General features: G+C 67.7%; 16 protein-coding genes. 6 read left to right on the top strand and 10 right to left on the bottom strand.

Going from position 1 to position 15320, the window contains the following annotated elements:
- Nucleotides 1–2: 2 nt before the first annotated feature.
- The 10 genes from CFP71_RS17155 to CFP71_RS17195 form a co-directional block, all read right to left on the bottom strand.
- Entirely contained in the window at nt 3–575 is a 573-nt protein-coding gene (locus CFP71_RS17155) for a DUF3558 domain-containing protein (protein ID WP_167406160.1), read from the bottom strand.
- A gap of 31 nt (nt 576–606) precedes the next feature.
- On the bottom strand, nt 607–1308 hold the full coding sequence (locus tag CFP71_RS43565) for a WXG100 family type VII secretion target (protein WP_143267105.1): 702 nt from the start codon (nt 1306–1308) through the stop codon (nt 607–609).
- Nucleotides 1309–1310: 2 nt separating this feature from the next.
- The gene (locus tag CFP71_RS17160) at nt 1311–1667 is read right to left on the bottom strand and encodes a hypothetical protein (protein ID WP_093934860.1); all 357 of its coding nucleotides are present in this window, start codon (nt 1665–1667) and stop codon (nt 1311–1313) included.
- Nucleotides 1664–1972 (bottom strand): YbaB/EbfC family nucleoid-associated protein, encoded by a 309-nt coding sequence (locus CFP71_RS17165; protein WP_093934861.1) that lies wholly within the window; start codon nt 1970–1972, stop codon nt 1664–1666. Before CFP71_RS17165 ends, CFP71_RS17160 begins: the two co-directional genes overlap by 4 nt.
- The gene (locus CFP71_RS17170) at nt 1969–2439 is read right to left on the bottom strand and encodes a YbaB/EbfC family nucleoid-associated protein (RefSeq protein ID WP_093934862.1); all 471 of its coding nucleotides are present in this window, start codon (nt 2437–2439) and stop codon (nt 1969–1971) included. The genes CFP71_RS17165 and CFP71_RS17170 overlap by 4 nt, the downstream gene beginning before the upstream one ends.
- A 175-nt stretch (nt 2440–2614) precedes the next feature.
- Nucleotides 2615–3112 (bottom strand): 5-(carboxyamino)imidazole ribonucleotide mutase, encoded by a 498-nt coding sequence (gene purE / locus CFP71_RS17175; RefSeq protein WP_093934863.1) that lies wholly within the window; start codon nt 3110–3112, stop codon nt 2615–2617.
- 11 nt (nt 3113–3123) lie between these two features.
- Nucleotides 3124–4308 carry a 5-(carboxyamino)imidazole ribonucleotide synthase gene (locus CFP71_RS17180; RefSeq protein WP_093934864.1) on the bottom strand — a complete coding sequence of 395 codons (1185 nt, stop codon included), beginning with the start codon at nt 4306–4308 and terminating at the stop codon, nt 3124–3126.
- Between the two features lie 13 nt (nt 4309–4321).
- Nucleotides 4322–5527, bottom strand: coding sequence for a glycosyltransferase 87 family protein (locus tag CFP71_RS17185; RefSeq protein WP_093934865.1), 1206 nt, complete (start codon nt 5525–5527; stop codon nt 4322–4324).
- Nucleotides 5502–6854, bottom strand: a complete 1353-nt coding sequence (locus tag CFP71_RS17190; RefSeq protein ID WP_093934866.1) for a glycosyltransferase 87 family protein — start codon at nt 6852–6854, stop codon at nt 5502–5504. Before CFP71_RS17190 ends, CFP71_RS17185 begins: the two co-directional genes overlap by 26 nt.
- Before the next feature lie 80 nt (nt 6855–6934).
- Nucleotides 6935–7795 (bottom strand): GGDEF domain-containing protein, encoded by an 861-nt coding sequence (locus tag CFP71_RS17195; RefSeq protein WP_093934867.1) that lies wholly within the window; start codon nt 7793–7795, stop codon nt 6935–6937.
- 258 nt (nt 7796–8053) lie between these two features.
- Here CFP71_RS17195 and CFP71_RS17200 point away from each other — a divergent pair, with 258 nt between their 5' ends.
- The 6 genes from CFP71_RS17200 to CFP71_RS17225 all read left to right on the top strand — a co-directional run bounded on the left by CFP71_RS17200 (nt 8054) and on the right by CFP71_RS17225 (nt 15249).
- Nucleotides 8054–10330 carry a sigma-70 family RNA polymerase sigma factor gene (locus CFP71_RS17200; RefSeq protein WP_093934868.1) on the top strand — a complete coding sequence of 759 codons (2277 nt, stop codon included), beginning with the start codon at nt 8054–8056 and terminating at the stop codon, nt 10328–10330.
- Between the two features lie 10 nt (nt 10331–10340).
- Nucleotides 10341–10829: a GtrA family protein gene (locus tag CFP71_RS17205; RefSeq protein WP_208635973.1), complete on the top strand. Its 489-nt coding sequence runs from the start codon at nt 10341–10343 to the stop codon at nt 10827–10829.
- A gap of 84 nt (nt 10830–10913) precedes the next feature.
- A complete protein-coding gene (locus tag CFP71_RS17210) occupies nt 10914–11453 on the top strand; it encodes a GtrA family protein (protein ID WP_005155476.1) in 540 nt (179 codons plus the stop codon).
- Between the two features lie 235 nt (nt 11454–11688).
- A complete protein-coding gene (locus tag CFP71_RS17215; RefSeq protein WP_093934870.1) occupies nt 11689–13047 on the top strand; it encodes an MDR family MFS transporter in 1359 nt (452 codons plus the stop codon).
- Nucleotides 13048–13058: 11 nt separating this feature from the next.
- Nucleotides 13059–13895 (top strand): NAD(P)H-binding protein, encoded by an 837-nt coding sequence (locus CFP71_RS17220; RefSeq protein ID WP_093934871.1) that lies wholly within the window; start codon nt 13059–13061, stop codon nt 13893–13895.
- A 706-nt stretch (nt 13896–14601) separates the two neighbouring features.
- The gene (locus tag CFP71_RS17225; RefSeq protein ID WP_093934872.1) at nt 14602–15249 is read left to right on the top strand and encodes a response regulator; all 648 of its coding nucleotides are present in this window, start codon (nt 14602–14604) and stop codon (nt 15247–15249) included.
- Nucleotides 15250–15320: the final 71 nt, after the last annotated feature.

Raw genomic sequence — 15320 nt, forward strand, 5'->3', positions numbered from 1 at the left:
ACTCAGCGGTCGCGGAGGTTGCCGATCACCAGCTCCGCGGCCTTGAGTACACCCGCACACCGATCGGCGCCCCAATACTGCGAATCAACCCCATCGGGATACATGTAGTCGAACTCGAGAGCCGCATCGTCCGAAACACCGACCACCATCGCACATGACTTCATGTCGCCGAACAAATGGTACTGCGCAGCGGGCAGGCCTTCGATCGACAATTCCCTCCACCCGGAGTATGTCCCCTGATTACTGGCGCTGAGCGTCGACAGTCCGGCAAGGCTTTTTTCTTTCACTGCCGGGACCTGCACACGCAACTGCGGCGCGTCCCGGGTGACCCAGGCGCACCCTGTCAGTGGAGAATCCGCCCGAGCGGGCTTGACACGATCCGGCGGATCGATGACCAACGCCGCTATATCCTCCCGCTTCAGCGAGCCACAAGGGTCTGCTCGAAAAGACGCGAGATCAACAGGCTGCTTGACCGGCGTAACCGGAATCGCGCCTCCGACCCTGGCCGGCGTCGGCCGTTCCTTGAGCAACGGGTCGGGCTTGCCCGGACCACACCCGCCCATGAACACAGCCACCGCGAATACGGCGACAGCTACGAACCTGACGTTATTCCGGGACGGCATCCGGCTCGACCTTCCATTGCTTCTGTTCGTCCATTCCGGAACCGTCACGCAGGTCGGGGACCTCGACGAAATTCGTCTGAATCTGCACGAGACTGACCGCGCCCGCTTTGAAGGCGCCGATTGTCTTGAGCGCCTCGTCGAACAGGGAGCTGATCTTCTTGACGAGTTCACCGAGTGCCTCGATAACCGAATCGACGACATCGGCGAAGGTGAACACGTTCACCCCGGGAATGACAGAAGTCAGAGCGGCCACCAACGCCTTCAGGTCAATCTTGGCAAGCTCACCGGCGCACTCGCCGAGGAGAGTGATCGCCGTACCGTAGGTTTTGATCACCTCATTCGCGATCCCCGACATCACTCCGGAAATGCCGGCTACCGCCTCCTGTTCCGACTTGAGCGCATTGGTCACGTTCGCGGCATGCGCGACGAACTGGTCGGCCGCACGGCCGCTCCAGGTGCCCGCCAACGCCTGCACAGCGTCGCCGATGTCATCGTGTGCGCCTTGTATCGTGGCGTTGCTCGCGAACCGGAACGCGATCGCTTGAATCCCGACGGCGTTGCCGAGAAGACGCGTCCGGATATCGTCGAGCATACGGAACACATCAGGACGGCCAATAAAAGGAAGTCCAGCGAAATCACGGATCTTCTGGTCTGCGGCGATCGGATACGCCGGCAATTCACTCACAATCAACCCTCGTCTTTCTCGAGGTCACGCAGGCGCTTGTAGTATTCCTCGTCCTGCGCGTCGTAGAAGTCGGCGGCCTTGTCCATGGCGTCCCCCAGCTTGATAAGGCGATCGAAGCCACGAGTGCTCTTTGCCTGCAACTCGGCAATCATCCCATTGAAGGCTTCGATGATTCCTGCCTCTTCGCCCAGCATGCCGACGTCATGCACGTTGAGGCGCAGCCCTTCGATATCGACATTCGCGAAATCGCGGACACGCCCGGCAGCACGAAAGACGTCCTCGGTCGCCCTTCGAAGGGCTTCCGGATACACCTCGTAACCAGAGCCACTGGAGTCGAGCGGATCGAACGGACCACTCATCGAAAGCCTCCCTTCTCCGCTTCCTCGACCATTGCGTCACGCCTCGTACGCGCTGCACGCTCCGCATCATTGATCGCACGCAGGATGTGCTGGGCGAGACTCGCCTCCGTCTGCGTTTCCACGGCGTCGGGGTTCAAGTCGACCGATCTCAACGAGCCCATCCCGTCCACCGTGACCGTCCCGAGTCCGGCAGAAATGTTCCAAGTCAGCGTCGCCACACGACCACTGCTCGCGGCCTGCTCGATCGCGGAGACTTTCGTATCGATTTCCTTGGCCAGGTGGTACAGCCTGTCGTGGGTGTTCACCTGCGACCACCCCGATCGTCGAAGTCTTCGTCGGAGAGGAAGTCGACTTGGTCGTAACTCTCTTCATCGGGCACTTCGTCCCGTGCCGCACGCGCTCTCCGACCGGCGATGGCCGTCTCCACCGGCGACGCCGGCGATGGCCGGGCAGGACTCCCCGTTTCCCATTCCGGCGTAGACGGCGAAGGCGGTTCTTTCCCGATCAGTGCCGCCAGCTCCGGGACCGCGGCCGTATGGGCGGCGCCACGTGCGGCGTAGACGGCCTGCACGATGCTGGTTCCCAGCAGCTGAGGGTGTGCGCGGTCCAGTGCGTTGTCCGAGATCCGCAGATCGACGAGTTCGCCGCGTCCGGTCACCGTCGCGGCAACCGCTTGATCCGCGGACCGTCCGATATGCATGGTCCCCGTGAGCCGGGCTTCCATGGACCGCACCTGATCGCGAAACACTCTCGGATCCTGCGGCGCCGTCATGACCGCATCACAAAGCAAAGCATCGTGCTCCCTCCTCCACCACCGGACGGTTCTGACCGGCAGTGCCCGCCTGACACCCTACAGTTATCAGCAGTGGAGGGAGTGATCTCTCACAAGCAGTCCTCTGAATGCGGTAGTTCGCCACCGAACCACCGCATCCAGAGGACGAAATGCGTCAGCCTTCGACGCGTTTGCGCAGGGCCGCGTCCTTGTCGAGCACGAGCTGCGCGAGATCCGCCTGGAACTGCGCCATCTTCGCCTGCAGGCCCTCGTCGGACGCGGCGAGGATGCGGACCGCCAGCAGTCCGGCGTTCCGTGCCCCGCCGACGGAAACGGTCGCGACCGGGACGCCGGCGGGCATCTGCACGATCGAGAGCAGCGAGTCCATGCCGTCGAGGTACTTCAGCGGCACCGGCACCCCGATCACCGGCAGCACCGTCGCCGACGCGACCATGCCCGGCAGGTGCGCGGCGCCGCCGGCACCCGCGATGATCGCGCGCACGCCACGCGAAGCGGCCGAAGTCGCGTAGTCGAGCATCCGCTGCGGAGTGCGGTGCGCCGAGTAGACGCCGACCTCGTATTCGACGCCGAATTCGTCCAGGGCCTGCCCGGCCGCTTCCATCGTCGGCCAGTCCGAATCGCTGCCCATGATCAGGCCAACCTGCGGCGACATACCAATTACTCCTAGTGGATCTCGTAGCCGTCGAGCCAGACGGCGTGGGAAAGCCAGTGCGCGGCGAGCAGCGCCCGATCGCGCAGCTCCTCCATGCGTTCGCCCACGAGGTTGACGTGGCCGAGTTTGCGGCCGGGACGCTCTCCCTTGCCGTACAGGTGGACGCGGATGTCCGGGTACCGCGCGAACAGGTGGTGCAGCCGCTCGTCCGGCCCCATCTCCGGGGTCTCGGGCGCGCCGAGGACGTTCGCCATCACACAGGCGGGGGCGATCAGGTCGGTCAGCCCGAGCGGGTAGTCGAGCACCGCGCGCAGGTGCTGTTCGAACTGCGACGTCCGCGAGCCGTCCTGCGTCCAGTGTCCCGAGTTGTGCGGGCGCATGGCGAGTTCGTTGACCAGCAGGCCTTCGTCGGTCTCGAACAGTTCGACGGCGAGCAACCCGGTCACGTTCAACGTCGCGGCGATCCGCAGCGCGAGGTCCTGCGCCTCCTGCGTGCGCGCGACGCTCAGCCCCGGCGCCGGGGCGAGCACCTCGGTGTTGATCCCGCCGGACTGCACGGTCTCCACGATCGGCCAAGCCGCGCCCTGCCCGAACGGGGACCGGGCCACCAGCGCGGACAGTTCGCGCCGCATGACGACCTTTTCCTCGACCAGCAACGGAGTTCCGGCGTCGAGCAGTTCGGGGACGGTCTCGCGCGCGTGCTGCGCGGTGTCGAGCATCCAGACCCCGCGGCCGTCGTAACCGCCCTGCGCGGCCTTGAGCACCACCGGCCAGGAGTGCTTGTCGGCGAAGGAGATCACATCGTCCACAGAGGACACTTCGGCGAAGCCGGGGCCGGGGATCTCGAGTCCGGCCATCATCTCGCGCATGACGAGCTTGTTCTGCGCCATCGACAACGCGGCCGGGTCGGGCCGGATGGTGACGCCCTCCATCGCGAGCGTCAGCAGGTGCTCGCCGGGAACGTGCTCGTGGTCGAAGGTCAGCACGTCGACCCCGGCGGCGAACGAGCGCAGCGCTTCGAGGTCGGTGTGGTGCCCGTGCACGACCTCGCCCGCGACGAGGCCGGCGGATTCGTTCTCCCCGGCGGCCAGCACGCGAAGGGACTGGCCGAGGGAGATCGCCGCCTGGTGGGTCATCCGGGCCAGCTGTCCGCCGCCCACCATGCCCACGATCGGAAGACCGGTTCGTTTGTCCATAACGAGGAGCAGATTACTTGGCCGCCACCGCCGCGACCTGGGCGGACCCGCGTCGCAGCTCCCGCACGGCCAGGCCTGTGATGACGATCGCAGCGGTGAGGACGTAGACGTTGCCGAGCAGCGACCAGCCGAGCCCCCAGCCGAACTCGGTCACCCCGCCGTTGGGCACGAACATGATCACGCCGCTCGCGAACAGCACCGCGACGCCCGCGGCCGGAAACCACGCCCGGCGGACGACGAGCAGGACGAGCAGCGGCACCGTCCACACCCAGTGGTGTGACCACGACACCGGCGAGACCAGCAGCCCGTAGAACGCGGTCACCAGCAGCGCGCCGACCGCGTCGCCGCGGCGGTGCAGGCGCACGACCAGCCAGACGGCGGGGACGGCCAGGACGGCGGCGATCGCGATGGCCACCGTCAGCGACCACGGCGCCAGCTCCGAAGCGCGGTTCACCAGACCGTTGAGTGACTGGTTGAAGATCCAGTGCACGGAGCCGACCCGGCTGGGATCGGTCGCCGATTCGGTCCAGAACCGGACGGCGTCGCCGGGGATCACCGCGAACATCACGGCTTCGAGCCCGGCGAACGTGCCGAGCGCCCGCAGCGCGTCCTTCCAGCGGCCGGTGAACAGCAGATGCGGCACGAAGATCAACGGCGTCAGCTTGATCGCGGCCGAGATCCCGATCAGCACCCCGGCCCAGCGCGAACCGCGCGCCGAAAGCACCAGGACGTCGAGGACGATCAGCGCCATCAGGATGAGGTTGATCTGGCCGAGGAAGATCGTCTTCCAGACCGGCTCCAGCGCCAGCGCGCCCGCCGTGGCGAGCGGCAGCACCCACCAGCGGGTGATCGGGGCGCCGCCGGCGCGGGCGACCACGGAGATCACGACGCTCAGGCAAACCAGGGAGAGCGCGCCCGCGACGCCCCAGGTCAGCCCGGCCGGGACGATCGCGAGCGGCAGGAAAAGCGGCGCCGCGGCCGGGGTGTAGGTGAACGGCAGCAGCACCCACGGCGGCAGCGTCGTGAGCGCTTCGCGCGTGTACAGCGGCTCACCCTTCAGCAGGGTGAGGGCGCCGGCGCGGTAGACGGCGCTGTCCGCGCCGAGGTGCCATTCGCCCAGCCAGGCGACGACGCCCAGCGCGAGCATCGCCAGCGCGAGCGCGCCGGCCAGCGCGACCCCGACGATCCGGGGGTCAGCCGCCGGACGCGACTTCAGCATGTTTTTCTTCGTCCCCCGAGCCCCGCTTCCGGCGCAAGTACCACCAGCGTCCGGCGAGCGCGACCGCCAGCACCAGCGGCATGAAGATGTACGCGCTGCCGAGGATGTTCTGCCACACCTTCCAGTGCAGCTCGACGTTGCGGCCGTTCGGCAGGATCAACAGCACGCAACTGATGAAGACGAAGAACACCGCGAAGGTGCCGAGCCAGCGTTTCCACGCGGTGGCGGGCGTGGTCTTCGGCAGGCGCGAGACCAGCAGGACGACCAGCGGCGCCACCCACACCCAGTGGTGGGTCCAGGAGATCGGCGAGATCAGCAGGATCCAGAACGCGGTCACCAGCATCGCCGCGAGCGCCTGACCCTTGCGGTGGAAACGCAGGACCAGCCAGATCGCCGGGATCGCGAGCAGCGCGCCGATCCCCATCGCCGCCTTCGACGCCCAGGGCGCGAGCTCGGTGAAGCGGTTCATCAGCGCGTTCAGCGACTGGTTGCCCGCCCAGTGCACCGGGCCGATCCGGCCGGTGTCGGGCAGCGTGTAGGTCCAGTACCGGGCCGCGTCGTGCGGGATGATCAGGAACATCAAGCCCTGCATCACGATGAACGTGATGAGCCCGCGAACCGCGTCCATCCGGCGGCCGGTGATGAACAGATGCCCCAGGAAGACGATCGGGGTGAGCTTGACCGCGGCCGCGACGCCGACGAGCACCCCGCCCCAGCGGCTGCCCCTGGCGCCGATGACCAGGATGTCGAGCATCACCAGCGCCATCAGGATGATGTTGATCTGGCCGAGGAAGATCGTGCGCCACACCGGTTCCAGGCCGAGGAAGACCAGGAAGAACGCGATCGTGGACCGGGCGGGCGAGGCCCACCAGCGGGGACCGTCGGTCGACGGCTTCGGCAGCGCGCCGATGGCGATCCGGACGCACAGCGCCAGCGCGAGCAGCGAGACCGCGGTCAAGAGCCCCCAGGCGACCTGCGTCGGGACCATCGCGAGCGGGATGAACAGCAGCGCCGCCGTCGGCGGATAGGTGAAGGGCAGCAGCGCCCACCACGGTTCCACCGGAAGTGTGTTCGCGTCGTACAGCGGATCACCGTTGAGCAGTGTCTCGGCACCGGCGCGGTACACCGCGCTGTCCACGCCCAGCACCCAGTCGTGCTGCCAGCCCCAGATACCGAAACCGATCGCGACCAGCGGGATCACCGACAGGATCAGGATCGACCTCGGCCGGACGGACAAGCGGGCGAGCGACCTCCGCAGCGACAGACGATGCTGCGGGCGGCTCGCCGAAACGTCGCCGTTGGTGTCGGCGGGAACAGTCCGGGTCACGCAAACAGGAAATCATGAACCGGGTCGTCGCTGGTCCGCAGGGTCGCCGTGACCTGGCGAACGTCTTGCGATAGCCCGGCTCAGGACCGCGCGAGGGAACCGAGGAGATCGCACGCCTGGTCGTAGGTCGCCGGGAGCCGGACGGCCGAGATCTGCGGTCGGCCGGTGTCCCGCAGCTGGGCGTCCACCGAAAGCCGCTCGTTGAGCGCCCTTCGCAACGCGACGCCGGACGAAGCGAGCCTCGCGTCCTTCGGCACCAGTGCGCCCGCGACGGACGGTCCGAGCGAGGCGACGCTCTCCCCGCCGTCGAACACCTGCTTCAACGCGTCCGCGACCAGGATCATCCCGGTCAGCCGGGGCCAGCCCGCGACCGAGCTGAAGTCCATCGAGACGACGAGCAGGGTGTGCACGTCCGCGACCGGCCGTTCGTCACGGCGGGCCTGGCGGTACAGCTCACTCAACCGGGTCCTCAGGTACGCGGCGGTGGGCAGTCCGGTGAGCGGTTCGGTGACTTCGGTGTTCACGAGCTGATCGGTCGCGACGTCCGCCCAAGCCAAGGCTGTCACCCGGAGTAACCGGGACGGCGTGGTGTCGACATCCGGTGCGATGAATCCGTCCACCGCGTCCGGGTCGGCGAGCACGGCGTGCAACGCCGCGAGATCCGCGAGCGTTTCCGCCAGCCCGGCACCCGCCGCGGCACGTGCCCGGCCCAGTCCCGCGAGCGCGGTTTCCGCCACCTCGGCGGAGGCGACCCGGCCGTTCTTGATCACCGCCGCGCAGACGGCGTCGACCTCGGGGAGGCCCCAGTCACTGGGGAAACGCCAGCCCGCGGCCAGGCTGGCCGTCCGCCAGCGGGCCCGCAGGGCGCGAAGAGAGCGATCTCGTTCGAACCGGTTCCAGGCGGCTTGCCCGTCGGGCGCACCAGTCGCCGGTACGTCCACTACCCACCGCCCCTTCCGTTCCGGATCTTTTCGATCTTGCGATCGCTTCAGGGTGGGGACGCCGGTCCACGTCGTGCGTGACGGCGTTTTCCAAGGATCTTTCCGAACTCTTCGGTAACCCGTCCCGGGTGAAGGTGTTGGGCTCTCCGGGTCATCGGCAGGGCCGCGAGGTGACGTGCGTCGCCCGTTCCGTCACACTGAGCGTGTTCGGGCGTTAGGAAGAGTAGAGCCGCCTAACCCGCATGATGAAGGAGTCCCGTGTCCACCGTTCCCGCCGATCTCTCCGGTAAGAGTGACGCCGAGCTGATCGCCGAGGTGCGTGACGGGAAGATCGCGTCTTACGGAACGCTCTACGAACGTCACGCCGGCGCGGCGCACAACCTCGCCCGTCAGCTGGCCCGTTCGAGCTCCGAAGCCGACGACCTCGTTTCAGAGGCCTTCGCGAAGGTGCTGGACACGCTGCGTGGCGGCAAGGGCCCCGACGCCGCGTTCCGCGCGTACCTGCTGACAGCGCTCCGGCACACCGCCTACGACAAGACGCGCAAGGACAAGCGCGTCGACCTGAACGAGGACATGTCCGACGTCGGCGGCGCCGTCGGCGAAGCGCTGACGGTCCCCTTCTCCGACACCGCCGTCGCCGGGCTCGAGCGCACGCTCGCCGCGAAGGCGTTCGCCCGGCTGCCCGAACGCTGGCAGGCGGTGCTGTGGCACACCGAGATCGAGGGGCAGAGCCCCGCCGAGGTCGCGCCGTTGCTGGGGCTGACCGCGAACGGCGTCTCGGCGCTCGCCTATCGCGCCCGTGAGGGGCTGCGGCAGGCCTATCTCCAGGTCCACCTGGCCGAGAACTCCGGCGAACGCTGCCGCGCGAGTGCGGACAAGCTCGGTGCGTGGACTCGCGACGGGTTGTCCAAACGCGAACGCGCCCAGGTGGAGAGCCATCTGGACGAATGTGAGAAGTGCCGCGCGCTGGCCGCGGAACTGGCCGACGTCAACACCGGTCTGCGCGGGATCATCGCGCCGATCGTGCTCGGTGGCGCGGCTCTCGGTTACCTGGCGACGACCGGGGCCGGCAAAGCGGCCGCGGCCACCGCCGCCGGAACGGCCATCACCGCGGGCACGACCTCGGCCGCCGCGGCCGGGGGTGCGGCGGGTTCGAACACGGGTGGCGCCGCCGGTGCCGCCGCGGCCGGACCGCGCCAATTCGCCACCGTGGCCGGATCGAGCGCGGCCATCGTCGCCGCCGTGGCGGTGGCGCTCGCCGCCGGTGGCGGCACTCAGGAGATCCCCGCGGCCGCGGCGGTCCCGCCGCCCGCCGTGGCTCCGGCTCCCACTCCGGTGAAGCCGCCTGTCGTTCCTCCGGTGGTGCCGCCTGTCGTGCCTCCGGAGGTGCCGCCGCCCGCGGAACAGCCGCCGCCTGTTCAGCCGACTCCTCAGCCGCAGCCGACTCCTACGCCTCAGCAGCCTCCGCCCGCCGAGCAGCCCCCGCCTTCGCCGGGGAGTCCCGTGATGACGGCGTCGACCCCGGCGGGTGGCGTCACCCTCGAACCGGGCAAGGACGCCAACCTGCCGATCACCGTCCGCAACGACGGCGGCTCGAAGTCCGAACCCGTCGCGGTGTCACTGGACCTGCCGAAGGGCGTGACGGCCGTTCCCGTCGCCGGCGGCGGTGCGCTGGGCGGCTTCCGGCAACAGGGGCCCGCCCCGATCACGGTGAGCTGCCCCGGCGGCAGCGGCACGGTGACCTGCAAGACCGGTACCGGTCTCGAACCGGGACAGTCCGCGGTGCTGACGTTCCGCTTGCGCGCGGACGAAACGGCCAAAGAAGGCGTGGTGAAGGGCTCGATCACGGCCGGCGCGCAGATCATGGTCAGGGTCGAGGTGAAGGTCAAGGTGCCGGCGCCGAAGCCGCCGCCCAAGGACGCTCTCATCCTGTCGGCCGAAAGCGACGGGCTGTCGGCGTTCCCGTGGAATCGCAATCCGCTGGTCCTGGTCCGCGTGAAGAACACGGGCGAGACGACGAAGCCGGTGACGATCACCCTCGATCACCGGGTCCTCACCTCCTGGAGCGTCTACGGCATCCCGTGCACTCCGACCGGCGAAGGCGCTTCGTGCACTTCGCGCGGGTCGGTGGCTCCGGGGCGTCAGGTGAGCCTGTGGGTCCGGCTCAAGGGCCGTCCGGCGGACAACGTCCCGGTGACGGTGAACGCCACCCTCGGCACCGCGAAAGCGAAGCCGGTCGAGGTCTACTTCGGCTGCTGGCACCACTGGTGTGACGACAACGCGCTGCTTCCGCCGACCACTGTGCCTTCGCTGCCTTCGGTCACTTCGAAGCCTCCGTCCACCTCGCAGATTCCGAAGCCGGGACGGCCTGGGTGGCCTTCGCCGTCGAAGAAGCCTTCGCCGTCTGTGACGCCTACAGAGTCGGCGAAGCAGGAGCCCACCCCGCCCGCCACGACCACGAGCGCGCCGCCCCGGCCTGGCAAGTCGAAGCCGACCACTCGGCCCAACGGTGTGGTGGACCGCGTCTTCGAGTAGCGTGCCCCGCATGCTGGGGAGGCATCGGGAACTGCTGCGTTTCGCCGTGGTCGGGGGCGCGAGTTTCGTCATCACGATGACGATCAACTACGGGCTCAAATTCACCGTGCTGACCGACAAACCGGTGACCGCGCTGATGATCGGCGTGCTGGTCGCGACCGTTTTCTCCTACGTCGCGAACCGGGAATGGTCGTTTCGCTCCCGAGGCGGCCGTGAGCGCGCCCACGAAGCGGCGCTCTTCTTCCTTCTGAGCGCGATCGCACTCGGCCTCAACGCCCTGCCTCAGCTGTTTTCGCGATACGTGCTCGAACTGGAACAGCCGCATGTCGGGCTGCTCACGCAGGAGATCGCCGACTTCGTCAGCGGCGTGGTCGTCGGGACCCTGCTCGGCACGGCGTTCCGCTGGTGGTCGTTCAAGAAATGGGTCTTCCCGGTGGCAGGCGCGCGACCGCGCCTGGTGCGGGGCGAAGGGCGATCCGAGCAGCGAGACGCCGCCTGATTCGAAACCACCCAAAGCGTCATATAACGCGCTGTCCATCCCCTCCCGCCCCATTCGGCGGCCCGCGCGAATTAGACTGGTCGGGTGACCGTGGTCGAATCCGTCCTTTCCCGGACGCCCGAGCCGCTCCGATCGGTGCTGATCAAGCACCGCGAGCTGCTGAAGTTCGCGATCGTGGGCGGAACCACGTTCCTCGTCGACAACGGCGTCTGGTACCTGCTGAAACTCAGCGTGCTGGAGTCGAAGCCGACCACGGCGAAGGCGATCGCGATCATCGTCGCGACGATCGTGTCCTACATCCTCAACCGCGAATGGTCCTTCCGCACCCGCGGCGGCCGCGAGCGGCATCACGAGGCGGCGCTCTTCTTCGTGATCAGCGGGATCGCCGTGGTGGTCAACCTGATCCCGCTCTACACGTCGCGGTACGTCTTCGATCTCGAAGTGCCGCACGTGACCCGGTTCGTCCAGGAGTTCGCGGACTTCACGAGCGGCTCGATCATCGGCATGTTCCTGGCGATGTTCTTCCGTTTCTGGGGTTTCAAGAAGTGGGTCTTCCCCGACGAGCTGGGCGAACGGCGCCGGGACAGCGACGAGCCGGACGACGACGTCGTCCCTCTCCGGTAAGTACTTGCCAAAAGACATGTGATTGTCTAGGGTCATCCATGTCAACGTTCCTTCACTGATGACGCCGGCCGGGTTCGTACGGTCGAGCGGGACGAATTCGAGGTGATCGCCAAGCGCGAAGAGGACCGCATCCGGTTCGGATGACGGTTGAGCCTTTTCCCGTCTTGGCGGGGATCCAGAGCAGTGCTCTGCGTCCCTCGCGTTCCCTCGTTTCTTCCAGTGAACGGATCCTTTCTTGAGCACCGCTCTCGGCGCGCCTCCGCGCGCCCGAAACACCCTTGCCCTCGTCGGGCTCTTCGCCTCCGTCTTCCTGGCGATGCTCGACGCCCAGGTCGTCGCGACCGCCCTGCCGCGGATGGTCGCCGAACTCGGCGGCGCCACGTCGTTCGCCTGGGTCACCACCGCCTATCTGCTGGCGGGCAGCGTCAGCGCGCCCGTCTACGGAAAACTCGGCGACCTCTTCGGCCGCAAACGCGTCGTCGCCGTCGCGATCACGCTGTTCGTTCTCGGCTCGCTCGCCTGCGCGCTCGCGCCGACGATGCCGCTGCTGATCTCCGCCCGCGTCCTCCAGGGCGTCGGCTCCGGCGGTCTGTTCGTCGCGGTCGCCGCGATCATCGGCGAACTGTTCCCCGGCCGCGAAGGCGCCCGCTATTTCGCCTGGTTCTCGATCTGTTTCGCCGGGTCCTCGCTGGCGGGCCCTGTCGTCGGCGGCCTGCTGACCGATTTCGCGGGCTGGCGCTCGATCTTCTGGCTCAACGTTCCGATCGGCCTGGTCGCGCTCGTCATCGTCGCGAGGTTCCTGCGGCTCGAACGACGCCGGACGACCGCTCCGTTCGACTTCGCGGGCATCGTCGTGCTGTCCGGCGCGATCGTCGGCCTGACCCTGGCGACTCCCTTGTCGGCGTCGATCGGCGCCGTGCTGCTCGTCGCTTTCCTGTTCATCGAGCGCCGGGCGGCCGAACCGATCATCCCGCTTCGGCTGTTCCGCGCCAGGATGTTCAGCCTGAGCGTGCTGGCCAGTGCCGCGGCCGGGTTCGTCTTCCTGGGCTCGGTCAACTACCTGGCGCTCTTCCTGCAGACGGCCGGCGGCGCTGGGCCGTCGGAAGCCGGGCTCCTGCTGCTTCCCATGACGCTCGCGGTCGCCGCGTCGTCGATGGTCGCGGGCAAGGTCATCGCCAAGACCGGCGCCTACCGCTGGGCGCCGATCCTCAGCATGACCCTCGGCCTCGCCGCCGCTCTCGCGATGTCCACAATGGACGAAACGACCCCGCTGCCGCTCGTCGTCGCCTATCTCGTCGTGTTCGGCGCGGCGGCCGGACTCAACATGCAGGTGCTTTCCATGGCGGCGCAACAGAACGTCGCCCGGACCGACCTCGGCGCCGTCTCGGCGACCGTCGGCTTCCTGCGGTCCCTCGGCACCACGGCCGGACTGACCGTTTTCGGCGCGGTGTTCACGAATTCGTTCGGCACCGACAGCCCCGCCGGATACGCGTCCGCGCTCGACGGCGTGTTCTGGGTGATGGTCCCGGTCCTCGTGCTCGGCCTCGCCGCTTCCCTCTTCCTGCCGCGCGTTTCGCTGCGGCGCAATCACTAGGAGCTTTCACGATGATCCTCGTTCTCGGTTCCACCGGCAAAATCGGCCGCGAACTCGTTCCCGCGCTGCTGGACAAGGGCGCGCGCGTGCGCGCCCTGACGCGCGACCCCTCCCGCGCCCGGATCGATCCGCGCGCCGAAGTCGCCGCCGGCGATCTCGACGCTTTCGACCCCGGGCTGCTCGACGGCGTCGAGCGCGTCTTCGTCCTGACCTCCGGGCACGGCTCCGACCCCCTTTCCCAGGAACGAACCGTGCTCAAGGCCGCCGCCGGTATCGCGCACGTCGTCAAGCTTTCGACGACCGGAGTCCACTTCGGACAGACCGATCCGATCTCCCTGATCCACACCGAAGCGGAGAAGGCCGTGCGTGAGGCCGGTCCGGACTGGACGATCCTGCGCCCCGGCACTTTCATGGACAACCGGTTCGCCTGGCTGCCCGCCGTGCGCGGCGACGGTGTCATCCGCGTCCCCGTCGGCGATCCGGCGTCCGCGCTGGTGCACGTCCGCGATATCGCCGCGGTCGCCGCGACCGTGCTGACCACCGACGGGCACGCGGGCAAGACGTACCCGATCACCGGCGGCGAAGCGCTGACGACGCGGCGGCAGGTCGAGATCCTCGGCGACGCTCTCGGCCGGCCGCTGACCTACGTCGAAGAACCCGAAGCCGACGCCCGCGCGCGGATGCTCGGCTTCGGCTGGCCCGCTTCGGCTATCGATGGGCTCTTCGAGCTCAAACGGCAGTCCGCCGGGAACGAGGAGATCGTGTTCGGCACCGTCCGCGACCTTCTCGGGCGGGCGCCGCTGACGTTCGCCGACTGGGCTCGGGAGCACGCCGGCGCGTTCGCCTGACCTGCGGCTGCGCGGCCGGAAGAGAGCAAGGGACCTTTGCTGTCGCCTGGGTGATCGACCGGAGGGAGCGTCTGCAATGAAAGGCTCTTTCCTTGCGAAATTTGCAAGGAAAGAGCCTTTCATTGCAGCGGCGTGAGCGAGGGGCCTCTTGCTTGCGCCTGGCTCCGTGAAGGACCCCTTCATGTACTTGGCCTGCTGTCGCGAAGGGCGAGTTTCCTCGACTGAGCCGAGAGAAGGAGGCCTTCACGCGCGCCCGCTGTGATGTGTGGGGTTTCTGGGGCTCTTGAGGCACCTGAGGTACTCCGGCTGTCCGTGAAGGGCCCCTTGAGGGACCCAGAGTCCGTGAAGGGCCCCTTCACTACCTTCAAGGTAGGCAAGGAGGCCTTCACGGGCCCGCACCCAGCCCGGCCAACCCCCAGAGCGAGCCCAGCGATAGCAAAGGACCCTTGCTATCACTTCTCTCAACATTGAGACAAACGATAGCAAGGGTCCTTTGCTCACGTTTGTTAGCACGCTAACCAACGGAAGCAAAGGACCCTTGCTATCGCGCGCCTGGGCCGAAAGGGTTAACGACTTGGGGCGGATCCCCCGGATACGCGACACTCATCAGGCGTTTAATTCTCGCCGGTCCGCTGTCCGGACCACGCGTTGTCCGCGACCGGCCCGCTCGCTAACGTGCCGCGACGGGGAGACAGGGGGAGACCGTATGAACGAACGCCTGCGCGTGCTCGTGGTCGACGACCATCCGCTTTTCCGGTTCGGGGTCTGCACACTGCTCGCCAACGAACCGCAGGTCGACGTCGTCGGCGAGGCCGCGAGCGGGGCGCACGCGATCAGCGCGGCGAGCGCCCTCGGACCCGACGTCGTGGTCATGGACCTGCATTTGCCCGACATCAGCGGCGCCGAGGCCACCCGGCACATCGTCGCCGAGCAGCCCGGCGTCGGCGTGCTCATGCTGACGATGGCGGACGAGAGCGAATCCGTTTTCTCCGCGATGCGCGCCGGGGCGCGCGGATATCTGCTCAAGGACGCCGAACCCGACGAAATCATCCGTGCCGTTCACGCCGTCGCGAGGCGCGAAGCGATCTTCGGTCCCGACATCGCGACGCGAGTCCTCGGCTTCTTCAACCACTCGCAGCCGAACACGGACACGGTGTTCCCGGAACTGACCGTCCGCGAACGAGAGGTCCTCTCGCTCATCGCCGGCGGGCACAGCAACACCGTCATCGCCAGCACCCTCTGTCTCAGCCCGAAGACGGTGCGGAACCACATCTCCAACGTGTTCAGCAAACTCCACGTCGCGGACCGCGCCGAGGCGATCGTGCGCGCCCGCGAAGCCGGGCTGGGTCGTTGAGGCCCACAAGCCGCCGTTGAAAAATCGACCCCGATAAGGGCGGCTTTTCGGGCAATTCCGGGACCGGAGTC

Source organism: Amycolatopsis thailandensis (genome assembly GCF_002234405.1).
Taxonomy (GTDB): Bacteria; Actinomycetota; Actinomycetes; order Mycobacteriales; family Pseudonocardiaceae; genus Amycolatopsis; species Amycolatopsis thailandensis.